Source organism: Azospirillum soli (assembly GCF_017876165.1).
Classification (GTDB): Bacteria; Pseudomonadota; Alphaproteobacteria; order Azospirillales; family Azospirillaceae; genus Azospirillum; species Azospirillum soli.
Window position 1 is genome coordinate 131,353 of record NZ_JAGINQ010000002.1, and the last position, 14,932, is coordinate 146,284.

The following is a 14,932-nucleotide window of genomic DNA, read 5'->3' on the forward strand; positions in this document are numbered from 1 at the left end:
CGGCACACCAGACTGCCTAAAAATTAGACAAGCGCCCAGGAGGCCGGCCGGCGGTGCGTGGCAACGGGGCGCTCTTCACGCTGACAACAGCCGAATCCGCCAAATGTGCGGAGACGGTGTGACGCCAAATAACTGCCTGAAATTTGTGCAAACAAGCCTTGCGACTCGGGGTGTGGTGCTGTTCCCGGTCGCTTCCTCCGACACAACTCATACGATTCCTAGCCCTTTTGGGTTGGCACGCTTCTTGTAAGTGAACTGGCGTCCTTGGTCCCGCCCGCCGCCCCGTCTTTCACCGGGGACGGGGCGACCGGGCCGAAGAAGCACACTTCGAAGAAAGAGGAGCCTCGATGAGCCGTCTGTTCCACAAAGCCGCGCCGATGATGGCGGCGATTCTGGGCTCGGCCGGTCTGCCTGCCGCCGCCCTTGCCCAGGATGCGGCCGCCCCCGCCGCGCCGACGCTCAGCAGCGGCGATACCGCCTGGATGCTGATCGCCACCGCCCTCGTGCTGTTCATGACCATTCCTGGTCTGGCGCTGTTCTACGGCGGCATGGTCCGCAAGAAGAATGTGCTTGCGACCGTCATGCAGAGCTTCGCGATCTGCTGCCTGATGTCGATCCTGTGGGTCGTCGCCGGCTACAGCATCGCCTTCACCGAGGGCACGCCCTTCTTCGGCGGGTTGTCGAAGGCCCTGCTGGCCGGCGTCGCCAAAGACAGCCTGTCCGGCACGATCCCGGAGACGGTGTTCATCACCTTCCAGATGACCTTCGCGATCATCACCCCGGCGCTGATCACGGGCGCCTTCGCCGATCGCATGAAGTTCTCGTCCATGCTGGTCTTCATGGGCCTGTGGTCGCTGCTGGTCTACGCGCCGATCACCCACTGGGTGTGGGGTCCGGGCGGCTATCTGCTGGGCGACGGCGTGCTCGACTATGCCGGCGGCACGGTGGTGCACATCAACGCGGGCGTGGCCGGTCTGGTGGCCGCCATCGTGCTGGGCAAGCGCAAGGGCTACCCGAACGAGAACTTCGCTCCGCACAACCTGGTCCTGAGCCTCATCGGCGCCTCGATGCTGTGGGTTGGCTGGTTCGGCTTCAACGCCGGTTCGGCCCTGGCCGCCGACGGCCGTGCGGGCATGGCCATGCTGGTCACGCAGATCGCCGCCGCCACCGCCGCCATGTCCTGGCTGCTGGCCGAGTGGGCCGCCAAGGGCAAGCCCTCGGTCCTGGGCATCATCTCCGGCGCCGTCGCGGGTCTGGTCGCCATCACCCCGGCCTCCGGCTTCGTCGGCCCGATGGGCGCGCTGGTGATCGGTCTGGTGTCCGGCGTCGTCTGCTACTGGGGCGCCACCGGTCTGAAGCGCATGCTGGGCTATGACGACTCGCTGGACGCGTTCGGCGTGCACGGCGTGGGCGGCATCGTCGGCGCCATCCTGACCGGCGTCTTCGCCCAGGAAGCCATCGGCGGCACCGCCGGTCTTCTGGAAGGCAACGCCGGCCAGGTGTGGACGCAGTTCGTCGGCATCGTCGCCACCATCGCCTACTCGGCCGTCGGTTCCTTCATCCTGCTGAAGGTCATCGACGTGGTGATGGGCCTGCGCGTGGACGAGGATGTGGAGCGCGACGGTCTGGACCTCGCCCTGCACGGCGAGACCATCCACTAAGCGTTCCGTATCAAGCGTTAGTACCGCCTGGTTGTTTCCTCCATGACTTCCGCCGCCGGGGCCTCCCCGGCGGCGGCTTTCTTTTTGGAGAATCGGTCAGGAACGCCGCAGATACATCTTTCCCACACCGTTTAGGGCGGCGAAGAGCTGGCCGAACTGGACCATGAAGGCGTCCCAGGACAGGTCCCCGGCCTTCTCGGCGACGGCCCTGTGAATGTCCCCGAGCGACGCCTTGCCGTCCACGCGCGCCAGGATCGGGCCGGCGAGGCGGGGCAGTGGCAGGGGAATGACGGCGCCCATCAGATCCGCCTCCAGGGCGCCGCCGGGCGGAAGCCCCCGAGCGATGGCCGGGCCGTCGAGGTCGCGCAGGACCGGCACCACGTCCGGCCCGTCGGGGCGGGCGATGGCGGTCTCCACATCCTGCGGACGGACGAGATAGGCGATGTGCTTGGTCATGCTGCCGGTGACCTGCTCGGCCCAGGCGGCGCGCTCCAGCCAGGACAGGCCCTCCAGGCGCTTCAGCACGCGCGGGTCCTTGATCCAGACGGAGGGCTCGTAGCGGGCGGGCTCGATCAGCGCGGCGATGGCGAGCTCCGCGCCGCCGACCAGTTCGGCCAGTTCGGGGATCGTGTAGGGGCGATCGCAGGAATGCAGGAGGAGGTCGAACAGGTCGGCGTCGGCCTGTTTGTGGTCGCCGATGAAGGGATTGTTCAGCAGCCAGTTGGAGCGCGGCAGCTGCCCGATCAGGCGCTTGGCGAGTGCCACCTTCTCGGCCGGGGGCAGGTCGTGGGCGATGGCGCGCAACGCCGCCTGCATGGGGTAGACGCCGGTGCGGCCCAGCGGCGCGTAGACCATCATGCCGATGCCGCCGCCCGGCTTCAGGGCGCCGGCGAGCGAGCGCAGGCCGGCGGGCGGATCGTCCAAATGGTGCAGAACGCCGCAGCAGTCGATGTAGTCGAACGGTCCGAGCCCATCGAGTTCGAGCAGCGAGCCCCGGCGGAAGTCGATGTTGGTCAGCCCGCGCGCCTTCGCCCGCGCCTCCGCGATGGCGCGGGAGGATTCCGACAGGTCGATGTAGGTGACGCGCCCCGGATTGCCGGCGTCGGCCATCTGCTGGGCGATCATGATCGTCCCGTCCCCGGTCCCGCCACCGGCCACCAGCACATTCAGAGGCTTGGAATGGTCGAGCCGCCCACCGAAGACGAAGTGGTTCACCTCGTCCAAGTGGCTGGGCGAGCCGGTGATCAGGCGCTTCTTCTCGTCGGCCGGGTTGCGCGCGGGATAGGGGTAGGCCTCGTACTGGGCGCGCAGATCATCAATGCTCATGGAAGGGGGCTCATGGGGCGATGCTCATGAATTGAGCAGCCGGTCTGGAGGGGCGGGCGCGGGACAATAGCACCGCGCCCGCCCCGCCGTCAGGCGCTCTCCTCCAGCGGCAGGCAGATGTCGGTCAGCCACTCTTCGGGAGGAAGGGACCGGCAGCTGTTCAGATACTCCTCGACGCACGGACGGTTGGCCGGCGTGTGGCCGCTGGTCGGCAGCCAGTCGCGGTAGAGCCAGCGGTAGGCGCCTTCCAGCTCCGCGTAGGGCCCCTTGTGGCGCAGCACGGCGTGCTTGCCGCCGGGGATCTCGATCATCTGAACGGCGCCGTCCTCCACGGCCTTCAGGTCCAGCATCAGGGCGGCCTTGGAGCGCAGCTTCTCCGGTGGAACGGCTTCCGGGTCGTCATAGTAGATGGCGAAGGAGCGGACCTGCGGCCCCATCAGTCCGCGGGCGGCGGCCCAGGTGTACAGGCGCTCGAACGCCGTGCCGATCTCCATATAGGGGCCGGCGTGGGAGATGGCGGCGACGCGGACGGTGGGAAGGTCGCGGATAGTCACGTCGTGCATGATGGCCTCCGGGTTCTGGTCGGTGGGAACCGGAGGAACCAGGCGGCCCTGGCGCCGATAGGCGGCGGGGCTGATGCCGTAGCTTTGGCCGAAAGCGCGGGTGAACGCCTCCACGCTGCCGTAGCCGGCCCGCCTGGCGATGCGGGCGATCTCGTCCGTGCCGCGCACCAGATCGCCCGAGGCCCGGTGCAGACGGGAGCGGCGCAGCGTGTCCGCCGCCGTCTCTCCCGTCATGGCGCGGTAGATGCGGTGGAAGTGGTAAGGCGAGAAGCACGCGATGGCCGCCAGCCGCTCCAAATCGAGCGGTTCGTCAAGGTGCGCGCCGATGTGCGTCACGACGCGCTCGATGCGACGGCCATAGTCCAGCAGGGTGTCGGGCTTGGTCATGGTTCCTCCGTACCCGAGCACCCTAGCGGGAGGCCTTTTGATCGCGCTTGCGGACTTAAACCGCCCACCCTTCCGCCGGGCGGACCATGCCGACCTCCCGCCCGTTGCGGTTGGTGATCGGCGTGTTGAGCAGCTTCGCGGCGCGCGACCACTGCTCCTCGCTCAGCACCTTGGTGGCGCGGATCAGGGCGGCCATGGCGACCTCGCGGGCGCGGGGGGTGCCGTCGTCGATCTTCAGGGCGATGCCGATGCCCTCCTTCGGCAGGACGGCGCAGCCGACGCCCTCCGCGCCGCCCTTGACCAGAACGAGGCCGCCGGACGCCTGCATCATCGCCGTGTCGAAGGTGTCCTTGCCGGCGATCAGGTAGGGGTGGGCGCGCCACGCCCGGCGGATGCGGGTCACCGCCTCGGCGCGGGCGTCGGGCAGATCCTTCGGGTTGCCGATGCGGGCCATGGCGTAGGCGATGGCGCCCAGCGGGATGCCGATGGTCGGGATGGCGCAGCCGTCGATGCCCCAGGGGGCGTGCGACAGATCCTGGCCGGTCATCTGCTCCATCACGCCCAGGATGCGCTGCTGCACCGGATGGTCGAAGCGGACGTAGCCCTTGGTCGGCTCGCCCTTGTGGACGGCGGTGGTCAGGAAGCCGGCGTGCTTGCCCGAGCAGTTGTTGTGGAAAGCGGTCGGCGCCTCGCCATTGCGGATCAGCTCGTGCGCGGTCTCGGTGTCGTAGGGCAGATGGGTTCCGCACTCGTAATCGTTCACGGTCAGGCCGATGCGCTTGATCCAGGCTTCGGCCAGGCGGGTGTGGCGGATCTCGCCGTTGTGGGAGGAGCAGGCGAGCGCCAGCTCCGCGTCGGTCAGCTGATAAGCGTCCAGCGCGCCGGTCTCCACCAGCGGGATCGCCTGCAAGGCCTTGATGGCCGAGCGCGGGTAGACCGGCGCCTGGATGTCGCCCCATTGCGCGAGCACCCGCCCGCCCGCATCGACGATGCAGGCGCGGCCACGGTGGACGGATTCCACCATGCCGCCGCGCGTCACCTCGACGAGGATCGGCGCCTCGGGCGGGCCGGACAGATCGGCGTGACCCTCGGTTGGGGGCTGGTCGTGGGCGTGGCCGTGGGAATGACCGTGGCCGCCGCAGCAGGAGGAATGATCGTGGCTCATAGGGGAAACCTTGCCTCGGGCCGAGCCCCGAGGCAAGGTGCCGCACCGTCAGACCCGCCATGATGCCTGTGCGCGGGCCGAAACCAGTGATGATTTGCAGCCATGCGTGGATATTTCGCCGTCGGAGTCGAGCGGATCAGCAAGCCGGGCAACGTCGGCAACCTGATGCGCTCCGCCCATGCCTTCGGGGCCTCCTTCTTCTTCGCCATCGACCCGGAGCCGGACCTGCGGGAGATGCGCTTCGTCGACACCTCGGGTGCCGCGGAGCATCTGCCGATGTACGTCTACGACCGGGTGGCCGACCTCGCCCTGCCCAGGGACTGCCAACTGGTGGGCGTGGAGCTGACCGAGGACGCCGTCGATCTGCCGAGCTTCCGCCACCCGACGCGCGCCGCCTATGTGCTGGGGCCGGAGCGGGGCAGCCTGTCGGAGCCTCTGCAGGAACGCTGCGACCACATCATCAAGATTCCCATGAAGTTCTGCATCAACGTGGGCGTGGCCGGGGCCATCGTGATGTACGACCGCATGATCAGCCTGGGCCGCTTCGCCGAGCGCCCGGTGCGCGTCGGCGGCCCGACCGAGCCGTTGCGCGAGCACAAGCACGGCCGGCAGATCATGCGCAACGCCGACCGCCGTCGGCGCATGCGCGGGATCCAGAAGCCGGTCATCGCGGATGATGACGAGTGAGCCCTATTTCCCTCTCCCGCCCCGGGAGAGGGAATTTAGAACCTGATGAACGGGTTCAGGAAGCGACCCAGCGCGCCGGTCAGGTTCAGGCGGCCGTCCACGACGGCGAGGCACAGGCAGCCTTCCGGGTCGGCGACCGGACGGTGGCGCACCGAATCGTCGCCGACCGCCAGATCGCCGCGCGCGAATTGACCCAGCTCGTCGGTGAATCCGCCGTCCAGCACCAGCGTCAGTTCCAGACCATCGTGGGTGTGGTGCGGCGGGCCGACGCCGCCGCGCAGGCGCATCAGCCGCGCTCGCGCCGAATCGCCGGTCGGAATGTCCACGCAGGCCATGCCGGGCATCAGCGTCTTCCAGCGCAGCGCGTTCAGGTCGTCCCCGATGTAGCGGCGCAACGGTTCGGGCAGCAGCGGCGTCTCGACGGGTTTGGCGGGGCGCACGGGACGGGCGGCGCGGGGCATGGGGGGATGCTCGTCCAGGCGGGCCAGAACGGCGTCCAGGCAGGACGGGTCGATCTCGTCCGGTTCGATCTCGTCGAGGAGCGCGCCGCCGACGGCCTCCATCTCCGCGACGTTCAGCCGGCAGCAGGGGCACAGCGCCAGATGTGTCGCGACGATGAGCGACGCCGCCTCGCCCAGGGCCCCGCCGGCGTAGTCGATCAGCAGCGTGTCGCCGGGATGGTGGCTCGGCACGGTCATACGGTGTCCCCGGTCATACTGCATCTCTCAGGGCCTTGCGCAGGCGCTCCATCGCCAGCCGCAGGCGCGACTTCACGGTGCCGAGCGGGATTCCCTGTTCGGCGGAAATCACGCTGTGCGGCTTGTCCTCGAAATAGGCCATGCGCAAAAGCTCGGCCTGTTCCGGGGGCAGTTCCTTCAGGGCCGCGCGCAGGCGGCCGTTGGTCTCCTGTGTCTCTACCTTATGGTCGGCGGTCTCCACCGGGTCGGGGACCAGCGCCGGGTCGTCCGGATCGATCTCCGGCCGCTGTTCGCGGCGCAGCACGTCGATCCGCTTGTTCCGGGCGATGGTGAACACCCAGGTGCTTGCCGACGCCTGGGTCGGGTCGTAGGTCTCCGCGCGGCGCCAGACCAGCAGCATCACCTCCTGCACCAGTTCCTCGGCCCCGCCCGCGTCGCAGCCCTGGCGCCGCAGGTAGGTCTTCAGGCGCGGGGCGAAATGGCCGAACAGCGCCGCGAAGGCGGCACGGTCCCTCTCTCGCCCGACCGCGAGCAGCAACGCCTCAAGCGCCTGGGCCGATCCGGCCGCCGGGGAACCCGTGTTCTGCATGCGCGCATTGAAGGCGAAGCGCCCGCACGACACAAGCCCAGACGACACGGGCCCAGCCGACACGAGCCCGGACATCCGAAGCCCACCCGACTCAACCCTACCCAATTCAACCCCACCCGACTCAACATGGTGCGCGCGTCGGTTCTGTGCAAAGCGTGATTCCCGGTGGCGGAGGCTGCGCTGGGTCATGATGTCGCGTTCTACGCGAAGTCTTGCCGTTTGGATCATCGGGCTGTTTGGATCATCGGCCTGCCGTGACCTTCTCCGACCGACGACCCGGCGGCCCTGGCATCACTCTCCGATTTGGGGTAGTGTCCGCGCCATTCGAAAAACCACTGAGCAGTCGCACAACGATGTTGCCTTTCCGCACCATCCGTCGCGCCGCGGGATCGGCTTTGATCCTGGCCGGTTCCATTCTGGTCGCTTCGGCCACCACCGCGGGCGCGGCCGATCCGCGCTTGCTCGGCACCTTCAAGGACTGGAACGCCTTCGCGTTCGAGGAGAGCGGCCACAAGGTCTGCTACATCTCCAGCCAGCCCAAGAAGAAGGAGCCCGCCGCGGCCAAGCGGGGCGACGTCTACGTGCTGGTGACGCACCGCCCGGCGGAGAAGACGCTGGACGTGGTCAGCTTCATCATCGGCTATCCCTTCAAGAAGGACGCCGACACGACGGTCGACATCGCCGGCAAGTCGTTCAAGCTGTTCACCGACGGCGAGACCGCCTGGGCGCGCGACGCGGAAACCGACAAGGCCATCACCGCTGCGCTCCGCGAGGCCAAGGGCAAGCCGATGGTCGTCAAGGGCACCTCGACGCGCGGCACCAAGACCACCGACACCTACAGCACCGACGGTGTCGCCGACGCCTACGCCGCCATCAACAAGGCGTGCGACGTGAAGCGCTAAAGCGATTCACTTGGTCTTTTGACTCTTTACGCTCATGGCCCTATCTAGTGGGCCATGAGCGCCTCCAATCATGCTGCTGCCTTTGCCCTGCCGGCGACCGATGCCGACGGGCGCAAGAACCTTGTCGGCCTGTCCCGCGACGAGCTGGAAGCCGAAATGCTGTCCATCGGCCTGGAGAAGTTCCGGGCCCGCCAGCTGTGGCACTGGATCTACCATCGCGGAGCGACCGACTTCGCGGTGATGACCACGCTTGCCAAGCCGGTGCGCGAGAAGCTGGCGGAGTCCTACGCCGTCGCGCGGCCCACCGTGGTGCGCGACCTGAAGTCGGTGGATGGCACCCGCAAGTGGCTGCTGCGCATGCCCGACGGCCAGGAGGTGGAGAGCGTTCACATCCCCGAGGAGGATCGCGGCACGCTCTGCGTCTCCTCCCAGGTCGGCTGCACGCTGACCTGCCGTTTCTGCCACACCGGCACGCAGCGTCTGGTGCGCAACCTGGACGCCTCGGAGATCCTGGCGCAGGTCATGCTCGCCCGCGACGCGCTGGGTGAGTGGCCGGCCCCGCCGGACGGGCGCATGCTGTCCAACATCGTCATGATGGGCATGGGCGAGCCGCTCTTTAACTACGAGAACGTCGCCAAGGCGCTGAAGATCGTCATGGACGGCGACGGTATCTCCATCTCCAAGCGCCGCATCACCCTGTCCACCTCGGGCGTCGTGCCGGCGATGAAGCGCTGCGGGGAGGAGCTGAACGTCAACCTTGCCGTCAGCCTGCACGCCGTGACGGACGAGCTGCGCGACATCATCATGCCCATCAACCGGAAATACCCGTTGAAGGAGCTGATGGACGCCTGCCGCAACTACCCCGGCCTGAACAACGCGCGGCGCATCACCTTCGAATACGTCATGCTGAAGGGCATCAACGACAGCCCGGCCGACGCGCGGGCGCTGGTGAAGATGCTGGACGGCATCCCGTCGAAGATCAACCTGATCCCCTTCAACCCCTGGCCGGGCGCCCCGTACGAGCGTTCGACCGACAAGGCGATCCAGGTGTTTGGCGACATCGTCAACAACGCCGGCTACGCCAGCCCGGTGCGCACCACGCGCGGCGAGGACATCATGGCGGCCTGCGGCCAGCTGAAAAGCGCGTCCGTGCGCCTGTCCGCCGCCGACCGCGCCGCCATCGAGAAGGTGCTGGCCGAGAAGGACGCGGCGCTGGCCTAGCACCGCTCCCCCTTCCCTCCTCGACCTTGTCCGCCGCGGGTGAACTCATCCCACCCCTTCTCCGCCCATTTCATATGATTGGGGGGAGAAGGACTTCGCGGGGGGTCAGGCGTCGGCGAGCAGGTCGTCGTAGCCTTCGACGCGCTTCAGCATGGACTGGCGGAGCTTCAGAAGGGCGCGGTGTTCCAGCTGGCGCACGCGTTCCTTGCTGACGCCGAGTTCGCGGCCGAGTTCCTCCAGGGTGGCGCCTTCCTCGCGCAGACGGCGTTCCTGAATGATCGTGCGCTCGCGCGGGGACAGTTCGCCCAGCGCCTCGGCCAGCCATTGGGAGCGGGTGCGGCTGTCGCGCATGCCGATCACCACCTCCTCCGGCGAGGGGCGCTGGTCGGCGAGAAAGTCCTGCCAATCCTCGTCGGAGCCGTCGGCCACGGGGGAGTTCAGCGACTGGTCGGAGGCGGACAGGCGCATCTCCATCGCCTCGACCTCGGTCACGTCCACCTGGAGTTCGCCGGCGATCCACTCGCGGCCTTCCTTGGTCAGGCTGCCGCCGCTGCCGTTGCCGCCCTGGCTGGCGCTGTCGATCTTAGCCCGCAGGCGCCGCAGGTTGAAGAACAGCGACTTCTGCGCGGCGGTCGTGCCGGTGCGCACGATGGACCAGTTGCGCAGGATGTAGTCCTGCATGGCGGAGCGGATCCACCAAGCCGCGTAGGTGGAAAAGCGCACCTCGCGGTCCGGTTCGAACCGGCTGGCCGCCTGCATCAGGCCGACGTTGCCTTCCTGCACGAGGTCGCCCATCGGCAGGCCGTAATTGCGGAAGCGCGCCGCCGTCGCCACCACCAGCCGCGTGTAGGCCCGCACCAGCTCATGCAGCGCCCGCTCGTCGCCCACCTCCCGCCATTTGCGGGCGAGATCGAATTCGTGGTCACGAGTCAGCAGAGGCTCGCGCATGGACGCCTTGATGAAACTCAGGTTCGCTCGCTGAGTCTCGGGATCGTCGATATAAGCCATACGTCCCTTCCTTCCCGTCTGGGCGGCCTTCGTCCTTTGGGTGGACTCCTTAGGAGGAGTCTTCGGTCCGTCGGTTCTTCACGGGATGCCGACGGTTGGGACAACAGCCGTTCCTTCGCCCTGTTGCATGCTGATACGCACGACGGGGGTGCATCGGATCACCGCCACCGGAAGGGAATCGGTGGCGGATGATCGCGGCGTGGTAAGCCAGGAAGATGAAGGGAGATGGGTTCAGACCTGAAACAGGTCCAGGATCTCACCCGAAGGAGCCAGACAGCCGCAGATGAGGTGCCCCCCAAAACCGCAGCCGCCGTCGAAGGTGGCGGTGAAATCCGTCACCGCGAAGCCCTGCCGGGCCGGGTCATGACCGCGCACGACGCGCGCGAAACCCTGGTAAGGCGCTGAAATCCGCGAGAAACCCGGCGCCCCCCACCAGAAGGCGTCGCCCTGGTGGTTGAGCGGCCGGCGCGCGTCGATGCCGGCGCTGACCAGCAGGGTGTTCGGCTCCCTCTGATCCGGGCCCTGGTCCGGGCTGCCGGAGTAGGCGGCACGGCGCAGCGCGCTGAACAAATTTTCGTGACCGGGCCGCGCCTGCATCGCCTGACGCAGCCCCTGGGTCCAGCGGCCGAGCATCACCGTCCCGCCGCGCGCCGCCGCCATGCCATGCTCGACCGAACCGCCGTAGGCCGCCAGCGTCGTGGACGCGCCCTGCTTCATCATCCAGTCGAGCACCTGCTGCGGATCGGGGGCGAATTGCAGCTGGAGGAGCTTCTGCCACATCTCCTCCTGCGCGCCGCGCAGATAGACGATGTCGGTCGCGGCCAGACCGCGCATCGAGAGAAGCGCGCGGCGGAAGTACAGAAGCGTGTCGATGGTTTCCAGGACCCGTTCGCCCCGGCCGATCATGTTGCCGAGATAGACGAGCCGGTCGCCCGGCAGGAAGCGCGACGCGACGACCTCGTGCACCGCGTTCAGGTGGTCGGGCTGCGCGTGCACGGCGCCAATGGCCCAGACGCGCCGGGGACGGCGGAGGTCGATGAATTTCTGCGGTTCAGCCATGCGGGCGCACGCTCAGTCCGGCCTCAAAAGTTTCGGGGGCGGAGTGTAGGCATGGCCCGGGGCGGAAGAAAGGTGAAAACATAAGGCAAGGGCGCGACCGAAAGGCCGCGCCCCGCCGAAACACCGATTTTTTAAAAATCGACTTTTTAAAAGCCTGATTGTTGGTCCGCCCGATGGTCGGCCCAACGGGGGATCAGGCGGCCTTCTTCAGGACCAGTTCGAGACGCTCGGTCGCCTTCAGCTCGTCGATCTTCTCGACGGCGGCCAGCTCGCGGGCCAGACGCTCCAGCGCGGCCTGATAGATCTGGCGCTCGCTGTAGGACTGGTCGGACTGGTCGGCGCCGCGGTACAGGTCGCGCACGACCTCCGCGATGGACACCGGATCGCCGGAGTTGATCTTGGCCTCGTATTCCTGGGCGCGGCGGCTCCACATGGTGCGGCGGACGCGCGAGCGGCCCTGAAGCGTCTCAAGCGCGACCTTGATGCGGTCCTTGGTGGACAGCCGGCGCAGCCCCGCGTTGCGGGCCTTGGTGACCGGAACCTTGAGCGTCATGCGCTCTTTTTCGAACGTGATCGCGTAGAGCTGAATGTCTTGGCCAGCAATGCTGTGGGTCTCGATACCCTCGACCCGACCGACGCCATGGGCCGGGTAGACGACGAAGTCACCGGCCTCGAAGTCAAGCTTGTTCGACATGTGGGTTGGCTCTCACTTCTCGCGATCGCGCCATTTTGCCGCCCCGGTGGAACGGAGCGAAAAGGACCCTACGACGACCAAGGCACCGTGGGGATGGAGTCCGCCACGACGCTTAAGGTTGCCATGAGCCCTTTTATCAATGGGAAAACCGGCAATGACGCTGAGGCCGGCTCCGGGCGCGTATTATAGCGATGTTAAGGTCCAGTTACAAAGGTTACGCGCGGGCAGCCGTCCGGATTCTTTTGCTGCCCGCCTATACCCGACCTGTCGTTTTTGCATAGCGGCATAAAACGCCGCCGGCCCTGGAACTGCCGCGACTCAGCTTCCCCCGCCGGGCTTCGGGGACAGATCCGCCAGCTTGCCCGGCTTGCCCTTCCACTGGTCGGCGTCCGGCAGGGCGTCCTTCTTGCGGGTCAGGTTCGGCCACTGGGCGGAGTAGTCGCGGTTGATCTCAAGCCACTTCTCGACGTCGCCGGCAGTGTCGGGGACGATGGCCTCGGCCGGGCACTCGGGCTCGCACACGCCGCAGTCGATGCACTCATCCGGGTTGATGACGAGCATGTTCTCGCCCTCGTAGAAGCAGTCCACGGGGCACACCTCGACGCAGTCGGTGTACTTGCACTTGATGCAGTTTTCCGTGACGACGTAGGGCATGATTCGTTCTCCGCTGTTCTCGCCAGTTCCGGCGGTGTTCTCGCGCCGGGGTCCGAGTCGCTTCGATGGATGTTCTCGCGCGCGGCCTCGACAAAGACCAATGCCCGACGGCGGGGCTTGCCTAGCACGCCGTCTATAAAAGGTGCAACCCCGTCGGTTGTATCACCGCACCCGGTTCGGCGACCGCCGCCAGAAAGGCCCGGAGCGAGGCCGTTTCCATCGCGTCCGCCCGGCGCACGAAGCGGGTCGGCATGCGGGCGATGTCCGGCGGCAGGGGGCGCGTGATGAACATGGTGCGCCAGGGCTCCCGCTCCACCACCGCGCGGGGCAGCATGGTGACGCCCATGCCGGCGCCGACGCAGCCGAGGATCGCTTCGAGGGATCCGAACTCCAGCACGCGGTAGGGCACGCGACCGGACTCGCGCATTGCCGTTTCGGCGCGGGCGCGGTAGGCGCAGCCGCGCCGGAAGCCCAGCAGGGTCGTGCGGCCGGACTCGGCGGTGATGCCGGCGACGGATTCCACGAGGACCAGTTCCTCGTCGAAAACGGGCTGGCTGACCAGTTCCGGGTGTTCGACCGGGCCGGAAACGAAGGCGCCATCGACGCGACCGGCCAGCACCTCCCCCAGCATATGCTCGGTCGGGCCGGGGACGATGGTCAGTTCGACCTCCGGGTTGTCGGCGTGGAAGCGGGCGAGGATCGGCGGCAGGCGCACGGCGGCGGTCGTTTCCATGGTGCCGATGCTGAGCCGGCCGCCCCGCCCCGCCGCGTCGGCGACGGCGTCGCGGGCCTGGGACACCAGACGGAGAACGCGGTCGGCGTAGTCGGCCAGGACACGGCCGGCCGGGGTCGGGGCCATGCCGCGGCTCAGCCGGCGGAAGAGATCGACGCCGAGGTCTTCCTCCAGCCGCTTCAGGCGCGCCGTCACGTTCGACTGGACGCAGTTCAGCGTTTCGGCGGCGCGGCTGACGCTGCCGGTGTCCGCGACCGCCTTCACCACACGCAGGCCCGCGAGGTCCATGGCTTCCCTCCCATCACTACAAGTGAAGGTTAGCATCCGAACATTTCATTGGAAATGAGGGATGTGCCGCGCGAGGATGCGCAGAAGAAGAGTGTGAGGGGGGTGACGATGATCCGGGTGCTGATCGGCGGCGTTCTGGCGCTGGCCATCGCCATGGGGGTGGGGCGGTTCGCCTTCACGCCCATCCTGCCGGCCATGCAGGCGGCGACCGGGCTGGGCGCCGACGGGGCCGGGTTCCTCGCCTCGCTGAACTATCTGGGCTATTTCGTCGGCGCGCTGGGCGCGGGGCTGGTGCCGCACGGGTCGGTGCGCACCGCCGTGTTCCGCACTGCGCTGATCGCCAGCGTCACCTCCACGGCGGGCATGGGCTTCACCGAGAGCATGGCGGTGTGGGGCGTGCTGCGCTTCGTCTCGGGGCTGGCGAGTGCGGGCATGTTCATCCTGGGCATCGCCATGGTGCTGGACGCGCTGGCCCGCGCCGGGCGGGAGGCGTGGACCGGCTGGCTCTACACCGGCGTCGGCATCGGCATCGCGTCGAGCGGCCTGTTCGTCGCGATCATGGGCGAGCGGCTGGGCTGGCGCGGCGACTGGCTGTGGCTGGGGCTGATCTGCACCGGCTTCGGCGCGCTGTCGTGGCTGTGGGTCACCGACCCGCCGCCGGCCGCGCATCACGCGACGGCGGCGGGGAACGGCGCGAAGGCGGCGCTGTCGGCGCCGCTGGTGCTGCTGACGCTGGCCTATTTCCTGGAGGGCGGCGGCTACATCGTCACCGGCACCTTCCTGGTCGCCATCCTGAAGACCATGCCGGAGACGGCCAAGCTGGGCGAGGCGGCCTGGATGGTCACGGGTCTCGCCGCCATGCCCTCGGGCCTGATCTGGGCGGCGGCGGGGCGGAAGATGGGGCCGTGGCGGGCGCTGATCCTGGGGCATCTGGTGCAGGCGGTCGGCATCGTCCTGCCGATGACCGGGGCGCCGGTCGCGTCGGTGATTTCGGCGGCGCTGTATGGGGGCACCTTCATCGGCATCGTGACGCTGTCCTTCACGCTGGGGCGGCAGCTGTCGGGCGGGGCGTCGGCGCGGGTCATCGGCGCGCTGACTGCCGTCTATGGGCTGGGGCAGATCATTGGGCCGCTGCCGGCGGGACTCGTCGTGGCGAACACGGGCAGCTTCGATTCCGCGCTGATCGGCGCGGCGGCGGCGGTGCTGGCCGGGGCAGTGCTGCTGGCCGTGGGCGCTTGGCTGACCCGGCCGGCGCCGGAGGTTGCCGTTCGGACCTGAGGCGGGTAGCCTTTTCCCC

At 68.0% G+C, this 14,932-nt stretch carries 15 protein-coding genes; 5 read left to right on the plus strand and 10 right to left on the minus strand.

Annotated elements, in window-relative coordinates; genetic code table 11:
• Window positions 1-347 precede the first annotated feature (347 nt).
• Window positions 348-1,661, plus strand: coding sequence for an ammonium transporter (locus J2852_RS03590; protein WP_281418405.1), 1,314 nt, complete (start codon window positions 348-350; stop codon window positions 1,659-1,661).
• A gap of 96 nt (window positions 1,662-1,757) precedes the next feature.
• Here the strand turns inward: J2852_RS03590 and J2852_RS03595 are convergent, their stop codons facing one another.
• The 3 genes from J2852_RS03595 to J2852_RS03605 all read right to left on the minus strand — a co-directional run bounded on the left by J2852_RS03595 (window position 1,758) and on the right by J2852_RS03605 (window position 5,102).
• Entirely contained in the window at window positions 1,758-2,987 is a 1,230-nt protein-coding gene (locus J2852_RS03595; RefSeq protein WP_209871069.1) for a class I SAM-dependent methyltransferase, read from the minus strand.
• Window positions 2,988-3,076: 89 nt separating this feature from the next.
• Window positions 3,077-3,937, minus strand: a complete 861-nt coding sequence (locus tag J2852_RS03600; protein WP_209871073.1) for an AraC family transcriptional regulator — start codon at window positions 3,935-3,937, stop codon at window positions 3,077-3,079.
• Window positions 3,938-3,992: 55 nt separating this feature from the next.
• Window positions 3,993-5,102, minus strand: coding sequence for an asparaginase (locus J2852_RS03605; protein ID WP_209871076.1), 1,110 nt, complete (start codon window positions 5,100-5,102; stop codon window positions 3,993-3,995).
• Window positions 5,103-5,204: 102 nt separating this feature from the next.
• Between J2852_RS03605 and J2852_RS03610 the strand changes: the two genes are divergently transcribed.
• Entirely contained in the window at window positions 5,205-5,789 is a 585-nt protein-coding gene (locus tag J2852_RS03610; RefSeq protein WP_209871079.1) for an RNA methyltransferase, read from the plus strand.
• Between the two features lie 35 nt (window positions 5,790-5,824).
• Here the strand turns inward: J2852_RS03610 and J2852_RS03615 are convergent, their stop codons facing one another.
• Entirely contained in the window at window positions 5,825-6,487 is a 663-nt protein-coding gene (locus J2852_RS03615) for a ChrR family anti-sigma-E factor (protein WP_209871082.1), read from the minus strand.
• A 13-nt stretch (window positions 6,488-6,500) separates the two neighbouring features.
• Window positions 6,501-7,076 carry a sigma-70 family RNA polymerase sigma factor gene (locus J2852_RS03620; protein WP_209871084.1) on the minus strand — a complete coding sequence of 192 codons (576 nt, stop codon included), beginning with the start codon at window positions 7,074-7,076 and terminating at the stop codon, window positions 6,501-6,503.
• A gap of 353 nt (window positions 7,077-7,429) precedes the next feature.
• Between J2852_RS03620 and J2852_RS03625 the strand changes: the two genes are divergently transcribed.
• Together J2852_RS03625 and rlmN are read left to right on the plus strand one after the other, a co-directional pair.
• Window positions 7,430-7,978 carry an invasion associated locus B family protein gene (locus J2852_RS03625; RefSeq protein WP_209871087.1) on the plus strand — a complete coding sequence of 183 codons (549 nt, stop codon included), beginning with the start codon at window positions 7,430-7,432 and terminating at the stop codon, window positions 7,976-7,978.
• Window positions 7,979-8,032: 54 nt separating this feature from the next.
• Window positions 8,033-9,199, plus strand: coding sequence for a dual-specificity RNA methyltransferase RlmN (rlmN, locus tag J2852_RS03630; RefSeq protein ID WP_209871090.1), 1,167 nt, complete (start codon window positions 8,033-8,035; stop codon window positions 9,197-9,199).
• Window positions 9,200-9,304: 105 nt separating this feature from the next.
• On the opposite strand, the gene J2852_RS03635 is transcribed toward rlmN, so the two are convergent.
• The 5 genes from J2852_RS03635 to J2852_RS03655 all read right to left on the minus strand — a co-directional run bounded on the left by J2852_RS03635 (window position 9,305) and on the right by J2852_RS03655 (window position 13,635).
• Entirely contained in the window at window positions 9,305-10,207 is a 903-nt protein-coding gene (locus tag J2852_RS03635) for an RNA polymerase factor sigma-32 (protein WP_209871093.1), read from the minus strand.
• A 231-nt stretch (window positions 10,208-10,438) separates the two neighbouring features.
• Window positions 10,439-11,266 carry a metallophosphoesterase family protein gene (locus J2852_RS03640; protein WP_209871095.1) on the minus strand — a complete coding sequence of 276 codons (828 nt, stop codon included), beginning with the start codon at window positions 11,264-11,266 and terminating at the stop codon, window positions 10,439-10,441.
• Window positions 11,267-11,459: 193 nt separating this feature from the next.
• Complete coding sequence (locus J2852_RS03645; protein WP_209871097.1) at window positions 11,460-11,960, minus strand: CarD family transcriptional regulator; 501 nt, start codon at window positions 11,958-11,960, stop codon at window positions 11,460-11,462.
• A gap of 318 nt (window positions 11,961-12,278) precedes the next feature.
• Window positions 12,279-12,614: a ferredoxin FdxA gene (gene fdxA / locus J2852_RS03650; RefSeq protein WP_209871100.1), complete on the minus strand. Its 336-nt coding sequence runs from the start codon at window positions 12,612-12,614 to the stop codon at window positions 12,279-12,281.
• Window positions 12,615-12,747: 133 nt separating this feature from the next.
• Window positions 12,748-13,635 carry a LysR family transcriptional regulator gene (locus J2852_RS03655; protein ID WP_209871102.1) on the minus strand — a complete coding sequence of 296 codons (888 nt, stop codon included), beginning with the start codon at window positions 13,633-13,635 and terminating at the stop codon, window positions 12,748-12,750.
• Window positions 13,636-13,743: 108 nt separating this feature from the next.
• On the opposite strand from J2852_RS03655, the gene J2852_RS03660 reads away from it, so the two are divergent.
• Window positions 13,744-14,913, plus strand: a complete 1,170-nt coding sequence (locus J2852_RS03660; RefSeq protein WP_209872085.1) for a YbfB/YjiJ family MFS transporter — start codon at window positions 13,744-13,746, stop codon at window positions 14,911-14,913.
• Window positions 14,914-14,932: the final 19 nt, after the last annotated feature.